Origin of the sequence: Serratia sp. H1w (genome assembly GCF_000633355.1) — a bacterium.
Lineage (GTDB): Bacteria > Pseudomonadota > Gammaproteobacteria > Enterobacterales > Enterobacteriaceae > Chania.
The window spans coordinates 1-396 of record NZ_AYMQ01000159.1 but is presented as its reverse complement, the minus strand read 5'-3'; the positions used below and the strand labels follow the sequence as shown (position 1 = coordinate 396).

Sequence of the window (396 nt, the reverse complement as noted above, 5' to 3'; positions counted from 1 at the left end):
GCGAGTTCCGGGATGCTATATCTACTTTCTTTAAACAAACGTTGCCAAAAATAGCGGATACATTGGGCAGCCGAATTAACGATCGCTTTCAGGTGCTCAAGACAGCATCTTGAGGTTTATTGGGTATATTCCTCTGGCCATGACCGAACCTTATAAGTGTTTGATGATCCCAACTGCCCGAATTGCCGGCATCTGGAGCTGGCATTAGTGGCTGCAGCCCATTTGGCGAACGTGGTCGTCTTCCCGGTGGCCGTGATTGGGCGCGAGAAATCCATTGCTGCTATCACCCCGGTGTTGTGCTTGCCGCCAGAGCAACGGCCGGCTGCCTGGCAGGCATTATTTACTGTTGGTACGGATGGATTGCAGCTGGGTAAACTGAACCGCCCCGGTTTTCTT

Annotated in this window: 2 pseudogenes; both read left to right on the top strand. The window is 52.0% G+C overall.

Annotation, left to right across the window (positions count from 1 at the left end):
- A pseudogene (locus tag U869_RS32045) lies at window positions 1–113 on the top strand (IS630 family transposase); the annotation flags it as partial.
- Between the two features lie 94 nt (window positions 114–207).
- Window positions 208–396, top strand: a pseudogene (locus U869_RS32450) (hypothetical protein); the annotation flags it as partial.